We start from the raw sequence: 19291 nt of genomic DNA, 5'->3' as shown, positions 1-19291 counted from the left end.
TTGATCCATGGTCAGTTTCAATCAACAGCCGCTGGCAGGCGCCGTGCATATCCGCCTGGTGGGGCTCGGCAAGCAGTACCCGGGGCGCGAGCGCACTGTGCATGCGCTGCGCGACATCAACCTGGAGATACGCCGGGGCGAGGTGTTCGGCATCATCGGGCGCAGCGGCGCGGGCAAGTCGTCGCTGCTGCGTTCGCTCAACCGCCTGGAGCAACCCAGCAACGGCCAGGTGCTGATCGACGGCGAGGACATCGCCGGCTACGACACCGCGCAACTGGCCCGCCAGCGCCAGCGCACCGGCATGATCTTCCAGCACTTCAACCTGATGTCGGTGAAAACCGTCGGCGAGAACATCGGCCTGCCGCTCAAGCTGGCCGGCATTGGCCGCGCCGAGCGCGAGCGGCGGGTGAGCGAGATGCTGCAACTGGTGGGCCTGGAGGACAAGCGCGATGCCTTCCCCGCACAGCTGTCCGGTGGCCAGAAGCAGCGCGTCGGCATCGCCCGGGCGCTGGTGCTGCAGCCCGACCTGCTGCTGTGCGACGAGGCGACCTCGGCGCTGGACCCGCAAAGCACCCAGTCGATTCTGGCGCTGCTACGCGATATCAACCGGCGCCTGAACCTGACCATCGTGCTGATTACCCACGAGATGGAAGTGATCCGCGAGCTGTGCGACCGCGTGGTGGTGCTGGAGGCGGGCGAGGTGGTGGAGCAGGGCGAGGTGTGGCGAGTGTTCGGCTGCCCGTGCCACGAGGTGACCCGCACCCTGCTGCGCACCCTGCACCCTGGCGGCGCCCATGACCTGGCCCCAGCCAGCGCCGGCGACTGGCTGCTCGACCTGCATTACACCGGGGCCCGTGGCCAGGCGCCGGAGCTGAGCGCGATCAGCGCGGCACTGGGTTACCCGACCCACCTGGTGCAGGCCAATATCGAGCGTATCCAGGGGCGTATCCTTGGCCGTCTGCGCGTGCGCGTGGAGGCCCCTGAACAGGTGTGTGCGCAGGTGCTGCAGCAGGCCCGCACAGTGGCCGACAGCGTCGAGCGGGTGGCCGCAGGGGCCTGAGCCGGCCGGCCTGCACCGGGTAGCCCGGGCCCTGCCCGTTACTGGCTGGCGGCGGGCCTGGCCTGGCCGGCACGCACGTCGAAGGCGCCCCCGGTGAAGGCGCCATCCACCGTCACCTTGCTTTTGCCGGGCAGCAGCGGGAACACCAGTTCGGCGAAGCGGTAGGCTTCCTCCAGGTGCGGGTAGCCCGACAGCACGAAGCGGTCCACGCCCAGGGCGACGTACTCCTGCAGCCGTGCCGCCACCGTGGCCGGGTCGCCGACCAGTGCGGTGCCGGCACCGCCACGCACCAGGCCGACCCCGGCCCACAGGTTGGGCGAGACTTCCAGCCGGTCGCGGCGCCCGCCGTGCAGCGCGGCCATGCGCCGCTGGCCCTCGGAATCCATGCTGGCGTAGTTGGCCTGTGCGGCGGCGATGGTGGCCTCGTCCAGGTGGCTGATCAGTTCCTCGGCCGCCGCCCAGGCCTGTTCACTGGTTTCACGCACGATCACATGCAGGCGCACGCCAAACTGCACCGTGCGCCCGTGGCGGGCGGCACGGGCGCGCACGTCGGCGATCTTTTCGGCCACCGCGGCGGGTGGCTCGCCCCAGGTCAGGTAGGCGTCCACATGCCTGGCCGCCAGCTCGTGCGCGGCGGCTGACGAGCCACCGAAGTACAGCGGCGGGTAGGGCGTCTGCACCGGCGCGAAGAAGTTCTGCGCGCCCTCCACCCGCAGGTGCTCGCCGTGAAAGTCGACCCGTTCGCCACTGAGCAGTTGGCGCCACACGGTGAGGAATTCGTCGGCGGCGTCGTAGCGCTGGTCGTGCGCGAGAAACACGCCATCGGCGGCCAGCTCGGTGGCATCGCCGCCGGGCACCACGTTGAGCAGCAGGCGTCCGCCGCTGGCCTGGTCGAGGGTGGCGGCCTGGCGCGCCGACGCGGTGGGGTTGCCCAGCGAGGTGCGCAGGGCCACCAGCAGCTTGAGGCGGTGGGTCACCGGCACCAGGCTGGCGGCGGTGACCCAGGGGTCGAGGCAGCTGCTGCCGGTGGGGATGAGAATGCCGTCATAGCCGAGGTTCTCGGCGGCCACGGCAATCTGGCGCATGTAGGCGTTGGTGGCCGGGCGCCCGCTGGCGGAGTGGCCGAGGTAGCGGGTGTCGCCGGAGGTGGGCAGAAACCAGAAGATATCGAGGCTCATGGTGGGGTGCTCGTTGCAGGAAGAATGGGCCACCGCCCCGGCCGGGACGGCGTGCAACGCAAGGTGGGTGAAGTCGCTGCTTGCTTGGGCAAGTCTGGGTCAGATCGACAGGTTGATGACGCGTGTGGCGTTCGGCTCCGGTGGCGGCTGGCGCTTGTTCACCACCAGTTCGCCGATGCGGATCAGCAGGGCACGGGTGACGTTGCGGCTCAGGCCGAGCAGGCGCGCGGTGTGCACCTGGTTGTAGTGGCAGAAGCGGTAGGCACTGCGCAGCAGCGCCTCCTCGACCTTTTCATGCAGCGCGCCGTGCTCTTCTTCGAACAGCTTCTGAAACGCGCGCTGCAACAGGGCGTTGGCGGATGTGTCCGGGGCGGGTGTGCCCTCGGGCCGCTCGATGCGCAGGTTGGACAGGCGCAGGTCGTCCTGCTGGATCACGCCGTCATGGCAGATCAGCAGGGTGTGGTGGATGACGTTTTCCAGCTCGCGGATGTTGCCCGGCCAGTCGTAGCTGGCCAGCTTGTGTTCGGCCTCGCTGCTCAACTGCACATCGCCATAGCCCAGGCGGGCGCTGTAGCTGGCCATGAAGTGGCGGGTCAGCGGCAGGATGTCGCCGGGGCGCTCGCGCAGCGGGTACAGCTGCAGGCTGACCACGTTGAGGCGGTAGAACAGGTCTTCGCGAAAGTGCCCGGCGTTGATCGCCTTTTCCAGCTGCACGTTGGTGGCGGCCAGCACGCGCACGTTGATCGGGATGCTCTTGCGCGACCCCAGGCGCACCACTTCGCGCTCCTGCAGCACGCGCAGCAGCTTGACCTGGATGGCCATCGGCAGGTCGCCGATCTCGTCGAGAAACAGCGTGCCGCCGTCGGCTTCCTCGAACCAGCCGGCCTTGGACGCCAGGGCGCCGGTGAAGGCGCCCTTTTCGTGGCCGAACAGTTCGGCCTCGACCAGCGACTCGGAGAACGCCCCGCAGTTGACCGCCACGAACGGCCCGTGGTGGCGCCGGCTGAGGTTGTGGATATGTCGCGCCACCAGCTCCTTGCCCGTACCGGTTTCGCCAATGATCAGCACGCTGGCCTCACTCGGCGCGACCTGCTGCAGGTGGGCGAGCAGCGCCTGCGACCTCGGGTCTTCGAACACCTGTGCGGTGGCCCTGATCGAGGTGGCCAGGGTTGGCGATGGCGGGAGCGTCAACAGGTGCATGGGCAGCCCTCAGGAGTAGAAGGACGGGGCGGGCACCGTCCGGTTCAGGGCCCAGTCACCCAGCTCGTGGACCTTGTAGTCCACCGGGTCGTGCAGGGTCTGGGTGCGCAGGTTGCGCCAGTAGCGATCGAAGCGCAGCGAGGCATGCGTGGCGCGCGCGCCGGTCACTTCGAACAGGCGGTTGCACAGGTCCAGGCCGGTGCGGGTGGCCGCCACCTTGGCCGCGGCGATGGACAGCGCCAGCTGCCCGCGCTCGTCGCTGCTCAGCGTGGGGCCCTTGTGCCAGGCTTCGTCGAGCTGGTTGCAGGCGCGTTCGGCCAGCAGCCGAACGCCTTCCAGGCCCACCCAGAAGTCGCCGTAGTGGCGCAGGATGTACGGGTCTTGGCTGACGTGCCGGGCATTGGACTTGAACCACGGTCGCCCTTCCTTGAGCGTGTACTGGCGTGCCTCTTCCAGCGCACCTTCGGCGATGCCGAGGAAGATGTGCGCAAAGTGCAGTTGCGCGATCAGCGGGCGCAGGCAGGCGAACGGGGTGCTCAGCGGGCCGGGGTCGAGCAGCAGTTCGGATTCCTCGACGCGCACGCGCTCGAAGGTGGCGCTGCCGCTGTCGGTCTGGCGCTGGCCCATGTTGTTCCAGTCGCCATGCAGGGTGATGCCGGTACGTGCCGTGGGGATGGCGGCGATCAGCAACTTACCGCCGGCGCTTTCATCCACCGCCGAGGCGATCAGCATTTCCGAGTCGCTGGCGCCGGAGCAGAAGCTCTTCTTGCCCGAGAATTCGCGCCAGCCGTCGTACTTCTTGACCACGGTGCGGGTGTCGAGCGGGTTCAGGGCATTGCCCCAGAACCAGTTCTTGCGGGCGGTCTGCTCGAACCAGGGTTGCCACTGGTCGGGGCTGGAGAACAGGCGCACGGTGGCCAGCATCAGGTGCTGGAAGCCGAACACGTGGGCGATGGAGCTGTCGACCCGGGCGAACTCGCGCACGATGTTCAGGGTTTCGCCCCAGCTGGCGCCCATGCCGCCGAACTGCGTGGGAATGCTCAGGGCCAAGAGGCCGCTGTGGCGAATGGCGTCACGCTCGGCCTTGGGTGTGCCGCCGCGCTCGTCGCGTTCGGCGGCGGTCAGTGCGAACTCGGCGGCCAGCGCGCGCGCGGTCTGCAGCGGGCTGAGCAGGGTGGGTTCCGGTTGCTTGGCACTCATGCGGTCTGCGCCTTGGGCAGCACATCGTTGGCGATCATTTCGCCGAACGGCCCGGTCAGGTTGGTGACGCCGCGCCCGGCCAGGCTGGCGTAGGGTTCTGGCAGCAGCGGGAAGACCAGCTCGGCGAAGCGGTAGGCCTCCTCCAGGTGCGGGTAGCCGGAGAAGATGAAGCTTTCGATGCCCAGGTCGGCGTATTCCTTGATGCGCGCGGCCACCTGTTGCGGGTCGCCCACCAGCGCGGTGCCGGCGCCGCCCCGTACCAGGCCCACACCGGCCCACAGGTTGGGGGCGATCTCCAGCTGGTCGCGGCGACCGCCGTGCAGGGCAGCCATGCGCCGTTGGCCCTCGGAGTCGAAGCGCGCGAAGGACTGTTGCGCCGCGGCGATGGTGTCGTCGCTGATGTGCGCGATCAGGCGGTCGGCGGCCTGCCAGGCCTCTTCGGCGGTTTCGCGCACGATCACGTGCAGGCGGATGCCGAACTTCACCGTGCGCCCGTGCCTGGCGGCGCGGGCGCGCACATCGGCGATCTTCTCGGCGACGGCGGCGGGCGGTTCGCCCCAGGTGAGGTACACGTCCAGCTGTTCGGCGGCCAGGTCATGGGCGGCGTCGGACGAGCCACCGAAGTACAGCGGCGGGTAGGGCTTTTGTACCGGTGGGTAGAGCGCCTTGGCGTTCTCGACCTTGAAGTGCTTGCCCTCGAAATCCACCGACTCGCCTTGCAGTACGCGGCGCCAGATACGCAGGAACTCGTCGGTGACCTCGTAGCGTTCGCTGTGGCTGAGGTGGATGCCGTCGCCGCGGTTCTCGTCGGGGTCGCCGCCGGTGACCACGTTGATCAGCAGGCGCCCGCCGGAGAGGCGGTCGAGGGTGGCGGTCATGCGCGCCGACACGGTGGGCGAGATGATGCCGGGGCGTATTGCCACCAGGTAGCGCAGGCGTTCGGTCAGCGGCGCCAGGGCCGAGGCGACCACCCAGGAGTCCTCGCACGAGCGGCCGGTGGGGATCAGCACGCCGTGGTAGCCCAGGCCATCGGCGGCCTGGGCGATCTGCTTGAGGTAGTTGAGGGTGACCGGGCGCGCGCCGTCGCTGGTGCCGAGGAAATGACCGTCGCCGTGGGTGGGCAGGAACCAGAACACGTTCATCGTTCGGCCCCGCTGGCGAGCTTGCGCTGGCTGTGGGCGTGGGCGGCGAAGAACGGTGCGGCACGCTCGGCGGCCAGGCTGACACGGGCTTGCAGCACCGGGCTGCTGACCTGATAGTTCTGCAGGTCGCCTTCGCTGCCATACACGCCGATGGGCAGGGTCAGCGCCTGGAAGAAGCTGAACAGCGGGCGCAGCTGGTGGTCGATCACCAGCGCATGCAGCGGGCTGCCACCGGTGGCAGCCAGCAGCACCGGGGTGTCGATCAGGCTGTCCTGGCCCACCAGGTCGAACAGGTGCTTGAGCAGGCCGGGGTAGGAGCCGCGGTAAACCGGCGAGGCAACGATCAGCAGGTCGGCATGCTCGATGGCCTGCAGCTGCTGTTCGACCGTGGCCGGCAGTTCGGCGCGCGACAGGGCGCCGCCTACCGGGCGGGCGATCTCGCTCAGCTCGATGAGCTGGGCGTCGATGTGCAGGTGCTTGCCCAGCTCGGCGACGATCGCCTCGGTCAGTGCCAGGGTGCGTGAGGGGCGATAGGCGCCGCCGGAAACGGCGACGACCTTGAGTGCTGCGGTCATGTGTGCGTCCTGTGGTGTGGCCCTGCGCTCAGAGCGTTACCCAGGCTTGAGCAAGAGCCGTACCACAGTCGCAGGCCCCGTTTTTGCTGGGCCTGGCGCGGTAGTGAGGTGGCAATGGTGTTGGTGCGGGAGGTTTTTGTTGGCTGGCTGTTGCTGGGGCAACAGTTGCTGGGCAGACAGTTGGCTGTGGGTGTAGGCCTGGCGCGCTACTGCTTGGGTTGCAGCGAATCGTGTTGCATCAACTTACCGCGTTGGCGAAGTACTGGCTGGGCGCCGCGCCCAGCACGCGCCGGAACACACTGGTGAACGCACTGGGGCTGCTGTAACCAAGGTCCGTCGCCACCCGCGTGATCGCCTCGCCATTGCCCAGGCGCACCACCGCCGCCATCAGGCATGCCTGCTGTCGCCATGCCACGAAGCTGATGCCGGTGTGCTGGCGAAACAGCCGGGTGAAGGTGCGCCGGCTCATGCCCACCTGGCGGGCCATGTCATCGATCCCTGTATCCAGCGAGGGCTGTGCCAGCAAGTGCTGGCAGGCCCGGGCGAGCCTGGGCTCGCTGGGCAGCGGTGCATTCAGCGACAGCGCCGGCATGTCGGCAATCTCGTGCAGCAGCAGGTTCATCAGGTAGCCCTCGCGGCTGCCTTCGGCATACAGCGCCGGCACATCCCGGGCGCCCAGCAGCAGTTGGCGCAGCAGCGTCGACACACCGAACACCTGGCAGTGTTCGGGCAGGCCGAGGCGGGTGGCGGCAGGCTGGCGCACATAGGTGTTCAGCATCGTCACCGGGCCGTTCATGCTCATCTCGTGGGGCACGCCTGCGGGCACCCAGATGGCCCGCTGCGGCGGTACCACCCAGTTGCCCTGGCGGGTGAACACCGTGATCACCCCGCAGGCCGCATACGCGAACTGCCCACGCTGATGGGTATGCAAGGCAAAGTGCTGCCCGTCGCCATAGTCGTTGGCCGTGACCACGGCGTTGCGGGGGGTGTGTTCATAGGGGTCGATGTCGATTTCGCGCATGGCCCGAATTTAATGATCTATGACCTGATAGTGCAAGCGAGCCAGTGTGCTCATTGCGCATAGTGGCGCCCTGACTTTCGGGATAGGTACGCCATGCAAAAGAAACATCTGGCCCTGGCCGTGCTGGTGACGGCGATGTGGGGGTTCAACTTTCCCATCACCAAGCTCGGCCTGGCCGCAATTGACCCGCTGCTGTTGACGGCGTTGCGATTCACCCTGGCGGCGTTGCCGTGGGTGTTCTTCATCCGGCGCCCGGCGGTCGGCCTGGGCTGGGTGGCGGCATACGGGTTGATCTTTGGCGTGGCGATGTGGGCGTTGATCAACCTGGGAATCGAGCTGGGCGTGCCGCCGGGTACGGCGGCGTTGCTGGTGCAGTTCAGTGCGTTTTTCACCCTGGGCTGGGGCGTGTTGCTGTTTCGCGAACGCCTTGGCGTGGGGCAGGGCGTCGGGGTGGGGCTGGCAGTGCTGGGGCTGGTGTCCATCATCAATGGCAGGCCCGGCGATGGCTCGGTGGTGGGTTATGGCTTGTTGCTGGTGAGTGCGTTCAGCTGGAGTGTGGGCAACGTCATCATCAAGCGCTCGAAGGTGCGCGAGATGTTTGCCTTTGTGGTGTGGGCGAGCCTGTTCGCACCGCTGCCGCTGGTGCTGCTCACCTGGCTGATGCATGGCAACGCGCCGTTCACCGGGGTGGCTGCGCAGGTGGGGTGGGTGGCGGTGTTTTCGCTGGTGTTCCAGGTGTATGCGGCGACACACTTCTGTTACTGGGGTTGGAACCTGCTGCTGCGTGAGTACCCGGTGTCGAAGGTGGCGCCGTTGTCGTTGCTGATCCCGGTATTCGGGGTGGCAGGGTCGATGGTGCTGCTGGGGCACCGGGTGGATGCGCACGAGGCGGTTTCGATCGGGTTGATTCTGGCGGCGCTGGGGGCGGGGTTCGTGAAGTGGCCTGGGCGGGCGCATTCGCCAGCAAGGCTGGCGCCTACAGGGGAGCGCGAGACGGTGTAGGCGCCAGCGTTGCTGGCGAAGGGAGGTGACATGCTCTTGCAGCTGCAATAGCTGGCGGTTTTTTAACCTTGGGAAATGTACCGCTTCAAATCAGGAATTGTCTTGTTCCAGAGGCATGCGCAAGCGCCCATCGTATTCCAGTTGCTCGCTCGAAAGGCGAGCGATTCACCGGCAGTCTGGTAAGCATCCAAACGTGATCTTGCTTGCCAGTCTGTATCCATAGGGATACATTCAGGGCCTGATGTGATCTATTCCATAGAACAGACTTTGGCATTCAGCGGCTGGCTTCTGGCGCTACGCGATGTACGAGCGAAGATCGCCATTGGTCGACGCATCGAACGTGCGCTTGCGGGCAACTTGGGGGATACGAAGGCGGTTGGTGATGGTGTTTCAGAGATGCGCATCGATTCCGGCCCAGGCTATCGGGTGTACTTCACCGTGCGTAGCGGCGTAGCAATCCTGTTGCTGACAGGCGGGGACAAGTCTTCTCAAGCAGCAGATATCCGGATGGCCAAGCGGTTGGCCAAAGAGGTTTGACCATGAGCGTTATATTGATTCCATTCGACATGGCGGCACTGCTTGATAGTGATGAAGCCATCAGCGAGTACTTGTCTCAGGTGCTGGCGGAGGGCGACAGCGACGAGCTTTTACGTGCAATAGGGTACGTGGCCAAAGCGCGCGGAATGTCGCTGGTTGCCAAAGAGACTGGATTGGGAAGAGAGAGCCTTTACAAGGCCTTCGCGCCAGGCGCCAAGCCTCGTTTCGATACGGTGCTGAAGGTGATGCATGCGCTGGGAATCGAACTCTGTGCGCGCTCGCATCGAGGGGCTTCGGTGTAGGTTGATTCTGGAATGCTTCAGCGACTTTTTTGTCTGGAAACAACTTCTGAGCTGCCTGTATGGCAGCCCAGAAAAATCACCGTGTCCTCAGTGAATCGCCTCAGAGTGAACGCTGAAGAACTCAGCGGAACACTGCTGCTCGACCTACCGTTTGGGGGATAGCAATCCCCAAGCCCTGGTGGCGGGTAGCCCGCGCCAACCGGTGAGGGCACTGATCGCTACTGCACCGGATCACTCACCGGCTTGGCAATGATCGCCTTGAGTTCACTGGTCATCGGGAACTCGAGGTTCAAGCCTTTTGGCGGGATCGGCTGCTCAAACCAGCGCTGGTAGATCCCGTTGATCTCCCCCGAGCTGTACAGCTCGCCCAGTGTCGAATTCACCAGTGCGAGGAATTGCGGATCGTCCTTGCGCACCATGCAGCTGTAGATTTCCCGCGACTGCTCCTCCCCAACCACTACCCACTTGTGCGGATCGCGAGCCTTGGCGCGCTCGCCGTAGAGCAACGCATCGTCCATGTAGAACGCCGCTGCCCGACCGGACTGCAACAGCTGGAAGGCTTCGCCGTGGTCCTTGGCGCTGATCACGAACATGTCGATCTTGTTATCGATGTTGTAGCTCTTCAGATAGCGCTCGTTGGTGGTGCCGGCGGTGGTCACCACGTTCTTGCCGCGCAGGTCGGCGAAGCTCTTGATCCCACTGTCGTTGGCGGTCAACAACTGGCCTTTGACGTAGATGAAGCCGTAGGAAAACGCCACCTGTTTTTGCCGCTCAGCGGTCACGCCGGTCGAGCCACATTCCAGGTCGACCGTGCCGTTCTGCACCAGCGGAATGCGGGTTTGCGAAGTCACCAGGTTGTACTTGACCTTGAGCTGGGGCGCCGCGAGCTTTTGCTGCACGCGCTCGACGATCTTGTTCGCCAGGTCCACCGAGTAACCCATCGGTTGACCCGAGTGATCGCCCACGTAGGAGAAGGGTACCGACGCATCGCGATAGCCCAGGGTAATGCTGTTGGTACTGGCAATCTTGCTCAGGGTCGGCCCCAGCGAGGTTTCTTCAGCCTGCACTTGAGTGCCGAGCAATATGCCCAGGGTGCAGCCGAGCAACGTGATTTTTTGCATTGTTATTCTCCGTTGTGGGTGATGGATTGCTTAGCGGCGGGCCGCGATAACGCTGATTTCGACTCGCACCTGCGGGCGGGCCAGCTCGGCCTGCAAGGTCGTGCGACTCGGTGCCTGGCCAGGCGACAACCAGTCCGACCATACGTAGTTCATCGCCGCGAAATCCTCACCTATGTCCTTCAGGTAAATGGTCGCGCTGAGCAGGTGATCCTTGTCGCTGCCCGCCTCGGCCAACAGCGCTTCGATTTTTGCCAGCACCTGGCGAGTCTGGCCAGCGGCGTCGGTGGCATCACCCGGTACTTGGCCGGAGAGAAACACCAGGTCGCCAAAGGTCACGGCAGCGGACAAGCGTGGATTGGTCTGGATGCGGCTGATGGTCATCGGATAGTCCTTCTCTTGGGTAATTTCAGGCCACACGGGGCGCAAAGCCCTGCAGATCAATGGAGGGGCGGCGCTGGCCGATCAGCTCGCTGAGCAACTGCGCACTGCCGCAGGCCAGGGTGAAGCCCAGGGCACCATGGCCGAGGTTGAGCCACAGGTTGCGATACGCGGTTGCGCCCAGCAGCGGCACGCCGCTAGGGGTCGCCGGGCGCATACCGGCCCACTCGATGGCCTGCTCGTAGTCGCCGGCATTGGCGAAGGTGTCACGCGCCTGGCGCTTGATCAGGGCCAGCCGCTTGGGGTCCAGCGCCTGTTCAAAGCCGACGATGTCGACCATGGCCGCTACCCGCAGTTGCTCGCCGATGCGGGCGTAGACGATCTTGCGGTCATAGTCAGTGATGCTCAGGTCCGGGGCCCGGTGGTGGGCGCCGATCGGCACGGTGAGGCTATAGCCCTTGAGCGGGTACAGGGGCAGGTGCACCCCTGGCAACGTCAGCAGTGGGCTGCGATGGCCGGCGGCAATCACCAGATGCTCCACTGGCAGCACTTCATCCCCCAGTTCGATTGCGCTCACCATGCCATTGGCCTGGCGAATACCGGTCACGGCCTGGCCCAGGCGGAACTCGCAACGGCCCGAGGCCCGCAAACGCGCCGCCAGTTGCTGGCAGAAGCCGTGGCAGTCACCGACCTCTTCATCGGGGGTGTAGATCGCGCCAATAAAGGGGGCATCGGCCAGCGCCGGGTCCAGGCGGGCGCAGTCGGCAGACGACAGCACCTGCTGTTGCTGGGGGGCGGCCAGCCTGTGGCGGGCGTGCTCGAAGCTCGCGGTGTTGCGAAAGGTCACCAGCTTGCCATTGCGCCGCCAGTGGAAACCGTCCAGGGCATCGTCTTCGCGCCAGGCCTGCAGGGTGGCCTGGCTGAACAACGCCAGGCGCAGCAGGTGGGCTGCATTGGTACGGTTGACGGAGGAGCGACAGGCCCCCAGAAAGGACGCCATCCAGCGCCACTGCGCCGGGTCCAGGCGGGGGCGCAGCTTCAACGGTGAGTCACCGCGCAGCATCCAGCCGATGGCCTGCAATGGCACGCCGGCATCGGCCAGGGGCGCCACGTAGCGATAGGACAACTGGCCGCCATTGGCAAAGCTGGTTTCACTGCCCAGCGAATCCCGCGCCTCGACCAGGGTCACTTCAACGCCATCGCGCACCAGTGCGTAAGCCGTTGCCAGGCCAATGACGCCGCCGCCGATGATGCATACACGCTGAGCCATGTCATTCCTTAGCCGTGGTTGAGACGAGACCGAGGTTAGAGCCAGGTGACAGGCGCCGAACAATGAATAAAGATGGTCATCCCATAAACAAAGGTTATGGACTCGCCATGCGCCTTCGCCACATCGAGATCTTCCAGGCCATCCGTCAGACCGGGTCGGTCAGCGCTGCCGCGCAGTTACTGCACGTCTCCCAACCCGCCGTGACCAAAGTGCTGCAACACGCTGAGCAGCATCTGGGTTTCCCGTTGTTTCTACGGGTGCGCGGCAAACTCCAGGCCACCCCGGAAGCGCTGGAGCTGGAGCGTGAGGTCGACAAGGTCACCGAAAGCCTGCAAGGGGTGCGACGCCTGGCCCAGAGCCTGCGCCGCGAGCCGGGCCACAGCCTGCGGATCGGCGCGACCCCGGCACTGGCCCTGTCGTTGTTGCCGCCGGCCATTCATGAATGGACGCAACGTTATCCGGAGATCGCCTGCGAGCTGTCCAGTGCCCATAGCCGCGAGCTGGTGCAGAACCTGCTGATGCGCGAAATCGATGTCGCCCTGACCCTGCAACTACCCGATCACCCGGGGCTCAAGGCCCAGGCGCTGGCCTGTGGGGTGTTGGTGGCGTTGGCGCCGGCCGGTTACTGGCCCCAGGAGGAAGAAGGCCAGCCGCTGCCGCTGCAGGCCCTGGCCGACGCGCCGCTGATCGGGCTGTCCAGTGCCGATCCGCTGTCGGCCCGCCTCGACAGCTATCTCGAGGCGGTAGAGCCGCCGCCACGGGTGAGCATCGCGGTGCAAACCTATTCACTGGCCAGTGCGATGGTCGAATCCGGTGCAGGGCTGGCGGTGATCGATCCCTTCACCGCCCTCAGCGCGTCGCCTGGGGTCACCGCCATTCGCCCCCTGGCTCCAGCGTTGCCGATCACCCTGTACGCGGTGACCCGCGCTGCCGAACCGCCACCGCATACACTGGGCGAGCTGCTGACGATCTTCAGCACTCGTGCGCAGGGGCAATTGGATTGTTGGCGCTGAAGCGTTGACTTGCCAGGGAATGGGATGAAACCCCAGAGACTAAAAAGCCCGCAGTCAGTGGGCTTTATGGGTGTTGCGTAGTCGTCGTTTGACGGCTATGTACATCGAAATAGTAATGGGTTTGGAAGCCATTCGGTAAGCACATCCAAAACAAAGTTGGGCTGTGATAAGCGATGTGTTTTCCACCGCATACGAAAAACCGTAATTGCTACATTAGAGCGTGCAGATGTAAAAAACCTTGTCATCATTTCATGGGTAGGTCATAAAGCAGTGGGTTTGTTGCGGATGACTGTTGACAGGTATTCCGAAGGAAAGCACTTGAAGAACTCGCATGCAAGTTCCAGTCTTAAATATATTGCATCCCCGCGATGTTGGAATGCTGGCGTTTAACTATTGCTCAAATGGTGATAGCATTTTGCCTTACCAGCAAGACTTGGCTCTCGCGATTCAACTGAATGGATAAGGAAAAAATGGAAAAAATTAAAAGCTTTGTGTTGGCATCGTTGGTTGCCGCTTTTGCGTGCACAGCATCAGCAGAAACCTTTGAACACGTCCAGCTTGATAAAGACAGAAGAAGCGTTGAGTATTCTGGACCTATCAATAAGACAATCAGTGCTATTAAAGAGCGTAAATGGCTAGGACAAACCAAGGCTATGGATGGTGGGGTCGTGTTCACCCCTTATGTGAATCCCCAATTCGGTAAGAACAATACTGAATCCGGGGGTGCCATTATGGTGACTGCTACATTCTATCTCTATGACAAGCCAGTCAAAGAAGCGTTGATGGTTGCACGTCAAAGTCAAATTCCCGGTTTTGTTGAGTTTTATGGCTATGATTCAAGGGAGCTTCAAATGCATATAAGAATGGTTGACGATGACACCTTTCAATCGTTCGCAAGTGATACGCAATATCGCTCTCCTGAAAAGCTGAATACTTACAAGAAGGTCGACAGTTTTAATAAGAGTAATTACAAGAGCGAGTTGAAGTCTGCCTTGGATGATGGCACTGTTTTTTGAAATGTGTAAACGACAATAAAGCACATCAGTGTTTTTGTTGATTTGAGGTCGATGAAGAGAAGATAGACCGCGTTCGTATAATGGTCGATAACTATCAGGCTGCCTTTCAAGGTGGCCTTTTCAATGCCTGCTATACAGTTGCCAAGCATTGTTGAATGCTTGATTTGTTCGGTCTTTTAATTTCAATGACAGTCAAATAATGGCTTAATGCGACGAAATATTGTGTGAATGGTAGATTGAAAATATATGTAGGGTTGGATGGTAGTTGTCAAAAATTAAAAGTTAGGGGTAGACCTTAATCGGCGCTGCTATGTAAGATTTTATGTGTGCTCAATTTTCATGCTTGAACACGTTCAACCACAAAAAACGACCTTGCCGGAGACGCGAAGGTTTTTGAATACCCATAAAATCTATTGATTTTTGTGGGTTTGTATGATCTTGACTTCGCGTGATGTGACGCTTTGGGGCCGCATTTTCCGAGGGAAATGGGTTTGAGAAGAACAGATTTTCTGGATAGAAAAAGGGGTAGAAATTTCTTTCTACCCCTTCTCTAAGTCCTTGATTTACAAGGATTTGTATGGTGCCCCGAGGGAGACTCGAACTCCCACTCCTTTCGAAAACGGATTTTGAATCCGCCGCGTCTACCAATTCCGCCATCAGGGCTTGTGGCGGCGAAGTATAGTGAGGCGCCTACCGTTGGTCAATCAGCTTTCATGGTCAATTTTGCCGCTTTCCGCTAAACTTTGCGGCCCTGTCAAACCGATCACCATCATGCGCGTCGCCGATTTCTCCTTTGAGCTTCCAGATTCCCTGATCGCCCGCCATCCACTGGCTGAACGGCGCAGCAGCCGGCTGTTGACCCTCGACGGGCCTACCGGCGCGCTCGCGCATCGCCAGTTCACCGACCTGCTCGAGCACCTGCGCCCGGGCGATCTGATGGTGTTCAACAACACCCGGGTGATCCCGGCCCGACTGTTCGGCCAGAAGGCCTCCGGCGGCAAGCTGGAGATCCTCATCGAGCGCGTGCTCGACAGCCATCGCGTGCTCGCCCACGTGCGCTCTAGCAAGTCGCCCAAGCCAGGCACCCAGCTGCTGATCGACGGCGGCGGCGAAGCCGAGATGGTCGCGCGCCACGACGCGCTGTTCGAGCTGCGCTTCACCGAAGAGGTGCTGCCACTGCTCGACCGCGTCGGGCACATGCCGTTGCCTCCTTATATAGACCGCCCCGACGAAGGCGCCGACCGCGAGCGCTATCAGACGGTCTATGCGCAGCGCTCCGGCGCCGTGGCCGCGCCCACCGCCGGCCTGCACTTCGATGAAGAGCTGATGGGCAAGATCGCCGAAAAGGGCGTGAGCACCGCCTTTGTCACCCTGCACGTGGGCGCCGGCACCTTCCAGCCGGTGCGCGTGGAGCGCATCGAAGATCACCACATGCATAAAGAGTGGCTCGAAGTGGGCCAGGACGTGGTGGACGCCGTGGCCGAATGCCGGGCGCGCGGCGGGCGGGTGATCGCGGTCGGCACCACCAGCGTGCGCTCGCTGGAAAGCGCGGCGCGCGACGGTACGCTCAAGCCGTTCAGCGGCGATACCGACATCTTTATTTTCCCGGGCCGCCCGTTCCACGTGGTCGACGCCCTGGTGACCAACTTCCATTTGCCCGAATCCACGCTGCTGATGCTGGTTTCGGCCTTCGCCGGTTACCCCGAGACCATGGCTGCCTACGCCGCAGCGGTGGAAAACGGCTACCGCTTCTTCAGTTACGGTGATGCCATGTTCATCACCCGCAATCCGGCGCCACGCGGGCCCGAGGATCAAGCATGAGTCGCACCTGTCGTATGTCCTTCGAGTTGCTGGCCACCGACGGCAAGGCCCGTCGCGGCCGCCTGACATTCCCCCGGGGCGTGGTCGAAACCCCGGCCTTCATGCCGGTGGGCACCTATGGCACGGTCAAGGGCATGCTGCCGCGCGACATCGAGGCCATCGGCGCGCAGATGATCCTGGGCAACACCTTCCACCTGTGGCTGCGCCCGGGCACCGAGGTGATCAAGGCCCACGGCGACCTGCACGACTTCATGAAGTGGCAGGGCCCGATCCTCACCGACTCCGGCGGCTTCCAGGTGTTCAGCCTGGGTGCGATGCGCAAGATCAAGGAGGAGGGCGTGACCTTCGCCTCCCCGGTGGACGGCTCCAAGGTGTTCATGGGCCCGGAAGAGTCGATGCAGGTGCAGCGCGACCTGGGCTCGGACGTGGTGATGATTTTCGACGAGTGCACCCCGTACCCGGCCGATGAAGATGTGGCGCGCATCTCCATGGAGCTGTCGCTGCGCTGGGCCCAGCGCTCCAAGAACGCCCACGGCGACAGCACTGCGGCGCTGTTCGGCATCGTGCAGGGCGGCATGCACCGCAACCTGCGCGAGCGTTCGCTCGAGGGCCTGGACAAGATCGGCTTCGACGGCCTGGCCATTGGCGGGCTGTCGGTGGGCGAGCCCAAGCACGAGATGATCAAGGTGCTGGACTACCTGCCGGGCATGATGCCGGCTGACAAACCTCGTTACCTTATGGGGGTAGGCAAGCCGGAAGATCTCGTTGAGGGTGTGCGCCGCGGCGTCGACATGTTCGATTGCGTGATGCCTACGCGCAATGCGCGCAACGGTCATCTGTTTGTCGATACCGGCGTGCTTAAAATCCGTAACGCGTTCCATCGCCATGATGATTCGCCACTGGATCCGACCTGTGACTGCTACACCTGCCAGAACTTCTCCCGCGCTTATCTGCATCACCTGGATAAATGCGGCGAAATGTTGGGCAGCATGTTGAATACCATCCACAACTTGCGTCATTACCAGCGCCTGATGGCTGGTTTGCGCGAGGCTATTCAACAGGGTACATTGGCCGCCTTTGTCGATGCCTTTTACGCCAAGCGCGGGCTGCCTGTGCCGCCCTTGGATTGATGTTCTGTCGAACCTGACACACGTACAACAACTTGCAACTTGGAGTGCTAAATGAGCTTTCTGATTCCTGCCGCTTACGCGGACGCAGCAGCCCCGGCAGCTGCCGCCGGCCCAGCCGGTACCGGCTTCGAGTGGATTTTCCTGGTCGGCTTCCTGGTCATCTTCTACCTGATGATCTGGCGTCCACAGGCCAAGCGCGCCAAAGAGCAGAAGAACCTGCTGAGCAACCTGCAGAAAGGTGACGAAGTTGTCACCAACGGCGGTATTGCCGGCAAGATCGTCAAAGTGGCCGATGACTTCGTGGTGCTGGAAGTGTCCGACACCGTGGAACTGAAGTTCCAGAAGGGTGCTATTGCCGCGACCCTGCCCAAGGGCACGCTCAAAGCGATCTAAGTTTCAGATTTTCTACAATCGACGGGGCGCGCAAGGCGCCCCGCGTCTTGAACGGGCGGCGTGATGCTGAACAAATATCCTCTATGGAAATACGCACTGATCCTGGCGGTACTGGCGATCGGTTTTATTTATTCCGCTCCCAACCTCTACCCTGACGACGCGGCTATTCAGGTCAGTGGTGCCAGCACGGCGCTGCAGGTCAGCCAGGCCGACCTGGACCGTGCCACCAAGGCACTGGCCGACGCCGGTATCGCGGTCAAGGGTGCAAGCCTGGGCGAGAAGGGCAAGGGCGCACTGGTGCGTCTGGCCAAACAGGACGACCAACTGCCGGCCAAGGACGTTGTGCGCAAGGCGCTGGGTGACGACTACGTCGTTGCACTGAACCTGGCCCCGACCACTCCGCAATGGCTGCGCAACCTGGGTGCAAGCCCGATGAAGCTGGGCCTGGACCTGTCCGGTGGTGTGCACTTCCTGCTTGAAGTGGACATGGACAAGGCCATGGCGGCACGTCTGAAGGTGTACGAGGGCGAAGTCAAAAGCCTGCTGCGCAAGGAGCGTGTGCGCTACCGCAGCCTGCCGCAGCAAGATGGCGGCATTCAACTGGGCTTCTCCGATGACCAGTCCCGCGAACAGGCTCGCAGCCTGATCCGCAAGAATTTCAACGATTTCGAGCTGACCACCACCGAGCGTAACGGCCTGTCGGTGCTGCGTCTGGCGATTACCCCGGCCAAGGTCGCGGAAATCCGTGAATACTCGATCAAGCAGAACCTGACCACGGTACGTAACCGCGTCAACGAACTGGGTGTGGCCGAGCCACTGGTTCAGCGCCAGGGTGCCAACCGCATCGTGGTCGAGCTGCCAGGCGTGCAGGACACCGCCGAAGCCAAGCGTATCCTGGGCAAGACCGCGAACCTGGAGTTCCGTCTGGGTGCCGAGCCGGGTGCGTCCAAGGCCACCACCGAGACCTTCGAGTTCCGTGAGGGCGGTCGCCCACCGGCAGCGGTCGAGCGTGGCCTGATCATCACCGGTGACCAGGTCACCGACGCCCAGGCCAGCTTCGACGAGCAGGGTCGCCCGCAGGTGAACATCCGCCTGGATGGCCACGGCGGCGAACTGATGAGCCGCGCCACGCGCAGCAACGTCGGGCGCAGCATGGCGGTGATCTTCATCGAACAGCGTCCGGTTACCCGCTACGTCAAGCAGATGGTCGACGGTGTCGAGAAAGACGTGCCGGTGCAGTCGTTCGTGGAAGAGAAGCGCATCATCAGCCTGGCGACCATCCAGTCGCCGCTGGGCAGCCAGTTCCGCATCACCGGCCTGAACGGCCAGGGTGAGTCGTCTGAACTGGCCCTGCTGCTGCGTGCCGGTGGTCTGGCGGCGCCGATGTACTTCGCCGAAGAACGTACCATTGGCCCGAGCCTGGGTGCCGACAACATCACCAAGGGTATCGATGCATCGCTGTGGGGCATGCTGTTCGTGTCGCTGTTCATCATGGCCATCTACCGTGCCTTCGGCCTGATCGCCACCATCGCCCTGGCGGGCAACATGGTGCTGCTGCTGGCGCTGATGTCGCTGCTGGGGGCTACGCTGACCCTGCCGGGCATTGCCGGTATTGTGCTGACCATGGGTATGGCGGTCGACGCCAACGTACTGATCTTCTCGCGCATACGTGAAGAACTGGCCAATGGCATGTCGGTGCAGCGCGCCATCCACGAAGGCTTCAACCGTGCCTACACCGCGATCGTCGATGCCAACCTGACCACCCTGCTGGTGGGCGGCATCCTGTTCGCCATGGGTACCGGTCCGGTCAAGGGCTTCGCGGTTACCATGTCCCTCGGGATTTTCACCTCGATGTTCACGGCCGTCATGGTCACCCGCGCAATGGTCAACCTGACCTGCGGTGGGCGGGATATCAAGAAGTTGTGGGTATAA

General features: G+C 63.1%; 19 protein-coding genes and 1 tRNA gene. 10 read left to right on the top strand and 10 right to left on the bottom strand.

What is annotated here, in order from left to right; translation table 11 throughout:
- Positions 1-7: 7 nt before the first annotated feature.
- Positions 8-1060, top strand: a complete 1053-nt coding sequence (locus DN387_RS19870) for a methionine ABC transporter ATP-binding protein (protein ID WP_054916318.1) — start codon at positions 8-10, stop codon at positions 1058-1060.
- Between the two features lie 38 nt (positions 1061-1098).
- On the opposite strand, the gene ssuD (DN387_RS19865) is transcribed toward DN387_RS19870, so the two are convergent.
- From ssuD (DN387_RS19865) to DN387_RS19840, 6 genes are all read right to left on the bottom strand, one after another.
- Positions 1099-2238, bottom strand: coding sequence for an FMNH2-dependent alkanesulfonate monooxygenase (gene ssuD / locus DN387_RS19865; protein ID WP_043864439.1), 1140 nt, complete (start codon positions 2236-2238; stop codon positions 1099-1101).
- Between the two features lie 99 nt (positions 2239-2337).
- Positions 2338-3438, bottom strand: a complete 1101-nt coding sequence (locus DN387_RS19860) for a sigma-54-dependent Fis family transcriptional regulator (RefSeq protein WP_043864440.1) — start codon at positions 3436-3438, stop codon at positions 2338-2340.
- A gap of 9 nt (positions 3439-3447) precedes the next feature.
- Positions 3448-4638, bottom strand: coding sequence for an acyl-CoA dehydrogenase family protein (locus DN387_RS19855; protein ID WP_054916319.1), 1191 nt, complete (start codon positions 4636-4638; stop codon positions 3448-3450).
- Positions 4635-5780, bottom strand: coding sequence for an FMNH2-dependent alkanesulfonate monooxygenase (ssuD, locus tag DN387_RS19850; RefSeq protein ID WP_043864442.1), 1146 nt, complete (start codon positions 5778-5780; stop codon positions 4635-4637). Before ssuD (DN387_RS19850) ends, DN387_RS19855 begins: the two co-directional genes overlap by 4 nt.
- The gene (msuE, locus tag DN387_RS19845; protein ID WP_043864443.1) at positions 5777-6355 is read right to left on the bottom strand and encodes an FMN reductase; all 579 of its coding nucleotides are present in this window, start codon (positions 6353-6355) and stop codon (positions 5777-5779) included. The genes ssuD (DN387_RS19850) and msuE overlap by 4 nt, the downstream gene beginning before the upstream one ends.
- 238 nt (positions 6356-6593) lie before the next feature.
- A complete protein-coding gene (locus DN387_RS19840) occupies positions 6594-7376 on the bottom strand; it encodes a helix-turn-helix domain-containing protein (RefSeq protein ID WP_054916320.1) in 783 nt (260 codons plus the stop codon).
- Between the two features lie 93 nt (positions 7377-7469).
- Between DN387_RS19840 and DN387_RS19835 the strand changes: the two genes are divergently transcribed.
- The 3 genes from DN387_RS19835 (at position 7470) to DN387_RS19825 (ending at position 9217) form a co-directional block, all read left to right on the top strand.
- The gene (locus DN387_RS19835) at positions 7470-8378 is read left to right on the top strand and encodes an EamA family transporter (RefSeq protein WP_236171870.1); all 909 of its coding nucleotides are present in this window, start codon (positions 7470-7472) and stop codon (positions 8376-8378) included.
- Positions 8379-8621: 243 nt separating this feature from the next.
- Positions 8622-8915: a type II toxin-antitoxin system RelE/ParE family toxin gene (locus DN387_RS19830; RefSeq protein WP_054916322.1), complete on the top strand. Its 294-nt coding sequence runs from the start codon at positions 8622-8624 to the stop codon at positions 8913-8915.
- Between the two features lie 2 nt (positions 8916-8917).
- Positions 8918-9217, top strand: coding sequence for an addiction module antidote protein (locus DN387_RS19825; RefSeq protein WP_054916323.1), 300 nt, complete (start codon positions 8918-8920; stop codon positions 9215-9217).
- A 218-nt stretch (positions 9218-9435) separates the two neighbouring features.
- Here DN387_RS19825 and DN387_RS19820 read toward each other — a convergent pair whose 3' ends face one another.
- Genes DN387_RS19820 through DN387_RS19810 form a run of 3 tightly spaced genes read right to left on the bottom strand, consistent with a single transcriptional unit; the run spans position 9436 to position 12031 of the window.
- Positions 9436-10338 carry a transporter substrate-binding domain-containing protein gene (locus DN387_RS19820; protein WP_054916324.1) on the bottom strand — a complete coding sequence of 301 codons (903 nt, stop codon included), beginning with the start codon at positions 10336-10338 and terminating at the stop codon, positions 9436-9438.
- A 30-nt stretch (positions 10339-10368) separates the two neighbouring features.
- A complete protein-coding gene (locus DN387_RS19815) occupies positions 10369-10719 on the bottom strand; it encodes a RidA family protein (RefSeq protein WP_054916325.1) in 351 nt (116 codons plus the stop codon).
- Between the two features lie 25 nt (positions 10720-10744).
- The gene (locus DN387_RS19810; protein ID WP_256213636.1) at positions 10745-12031 is read right to left on the bottom strand and encodes a D-amino acid dehydrogenase; all 1287 of its coding nucleotides are present in this window, start codon (positions 12029-12031) and stop codon (positions 10745-10747) included.
- 62 nt (positions 12032-12093) lie between these two features.
- On the opposite strand from DN387_RS19810, the gene DN387_RS19805 reads away from it, so the two are divergent.
- Both DN387_RS19805 and DN387_RS19800 read left to right on the top strand, forming a co-directional pair.
- A complete protein-coding gene (locus DN387_RS19805; protein ID WP_054916327.1) occupies positions 12094-12999 on the top strand; it encodes a LysR family transcriptional regulator in 906 nt (301 codons plus the stop codon).
- Positions 13000-13454: 455 nt separating this feature from the next.
- Entirely contained in the window at positions 13455-14015 is a 561-nt protein-coding gene (locus DN387_RS19800) for a hypothetical protein (RefSeq protein ID WP_156326243.1), read from the top strand.
- Positions 14016-14593: 578 nt separating this feature from the next.
- On the opposite strand, the gene DN387_RS19795 is transcribed toward DN387_RS19800, so the two are convergent.
- Positions 14594-14678, bottom strand: a tRNA-Leu gene (locus DN387_RS19795).
- Between the two features lie 108 nt (positions 14679-14786).
- Between DN387_RS19795 and queA the strand changes: the two genes are divergently transcribed.
- The 4 genes from queA (at position 14787) to secD (ending at position 19291) form a co-directional block, all read left to right on the top strand.
- Positions 14787-15836, top strand: coding sequence for a tRNA preQ1(34) S-adenosylmethionine ribosyltransferase-isomerase QueA (gene queA, locus DN387_RS19790; protein WP_043864453.1), 1050 nt, complete (start codon positions 14787-14789; stop codon positions 15834-15836).
- Positions 15837-15850: 14 nt separating this feature from the next.
- Positions 15851-16966, top strand: coding sequence for a tRNA guanosine(34) transglycosylase Tgt (tgt, locus tag DN387_RS19785; RefSeq protein WP_162484886.1), 1116 nt, complete (start codon positions 15851-15853; stop codon positions 16964-16966).
- A 51-nt stretch (positions 16967-17017) separates the two neighbouring features.
- Complete coding sequence (gene yajC / locus DN387_RS19780; protein ID WP_043864455.1) at positions 17018-17359, top strand: preprotein translocase subunit YajC; 342 nt, start codon at positions 17018-17020, stop codon at positions 17357-17359.
- 63 nt (positions 17360-17422) lie between these two features.
- A complete protein-coding gene (gene secD, locus DN387_RS19775) occupies positions 17423-19291 on the top strand; it encodes a protein translocase subunit SecD (protein WP_054916607.1) in 1869 nt (622 codons plus the stop codon).

Origin of the sequence: Pseudomonas sp. FBF18, from assembly GCF_024261405.1 — a bacterium.
In the GTDB taxonomy this organism is placed as follows: Bacteria; Pseudomonadota; Gammaproteobacteria; order Pseudomonadales; family Pseudomonadaceae; genus Aquipseudomonas; species Aquipseudomonas palmensis.
The sequence above is the reverse complement of the archived record's forward strand: the minus strand, read 5'-3'. Positions and strand labels throughout refer to the sequence as shown.